A 1140-nucleotide genomic window follows, 5' to 3' on the forward strand; every position below is an offset into this window, starting at 1 on the left:
CCATGAGGGAGACCGTGCCGTGGCGGATGTACTCGAACTCGCGGCGGGCCGGGCGGCCGGGCCGTGCCCGGCGGGTGGGATATTTGCGGGACTTGGCCTGGATGCCGGTCTTCTCGTCGATGCTGAGAAGTACCGTGCCGGCTGGGATGTCCTGGTAGAGGCGGCAGATGTTCTGGGCGTGGGTGAAGAACTCGGGATCGTCGGGGCGGTTGAGCCAGCCCCTGACCTTGTGCGGTTTGAGATCGGCCTCAGCCAGGATCCGCCCGACCTGACTGGCCGAGATCTCGATCCCCCTCGTGTAGGCCAGGTGCCCGGCGATCGCCTGGTGGGTCCACTGCGAGTCGGTCTCCGGCGGATCGCTCGTAGCGGTCGCCACGATCAACAGACGAACATCGAGGTCGTAGACCGGTGGCCGACCCGATCGAGGACGATCGGTCAGGGCCTTCATTCCCCGGGCCCGCCAGTCACGCCGGACGCGTCGTACTGTGGCGACATCGCAGCCGGCCTCGCGGGCAATGCGCTCGTTCGGGGTTTTCTCCCAGGCCAACAGCACGATCTTGGCCCGGCGGACCTCGCGAACCGCCGCGGTCGAACTACGGATCAGACGGTTCAGACGGCGACGACGGTGACGAGACAGGCGAATCGTGTCGCGACTTCGTATCCGGGGCACGAGCGGCCATGATGCCAACGTGATCACCACGCCTGTCGACGCGGCTCGGTACTCGGCCCCCGACCGGCACACTGGCGGTATGCCGGTACCTACCCGACACTGCAAAGACGACGCCGCAGCCGACCTCGACCACCACGCCGAACTGCACTGGCCGCAACTCGGCGGCATCGAGGTGCGCTGGCGTGGCGGATACGGCTACGTGATCGGCTACCTCGACGACGACGAGACCGATCTCGACGCCCCTGAGGAGACCGTGCCCCTGTGCCGGATCGGCTATCTGGGCACCCCGGACGACTGGGCCTTCGCTCTCTACCACCCGGCCACCGACTCCTACCAGGACACCATCCTGCCCGGCGGGTCCTTCACCGGCACACTTCAAGACATCCTCGACTGCGCATGCCGAGTACACCTAGCCAACACCCCACCAAAGCCGATACAACCCTGACAAGACTTCTGCGGGGCTGCACTAG

The 1140-nt window shown here is 66.5% G+C and carries 2 protein-coding genes; one reads left to right on the plus strand and one right to left on the minus strand.

Translation table 11 applies throughout. From position 1 onward, the window contains the following. Positions 1-700 (minus strand): IS630 family transposase (locus ACFT41_RS32330; RefSeq protein ID WP_377590557.1); only part of this gene is annotated, 700 nt, incomplete at its 3' end. Positions 701-749: 49 nt separating this feature from the next. Here ACFT41_RS32330 and ACFT41_RS32335 point away from each other — a divergent pair. Next, a complete protein-coding gene (locus tag ACFT41_RS32335) occupies positions 750-1115 on the plus strand; it encodes a hypothetical protein (protein ID WP_377590559.1) in 366 nt (121 codons plus the stop codon). Positions 1116-1140: the final 25 nt, after the last annotated feature.

It is taken from the genome of Micromonospora sp. NPDC057141, from assembly GCF_042670805.1.
GTDB lineage: Bacteria > Actinomycetota > Actinomycetes > Mycobacteriales > Micromonosporaceae > Micromonospora.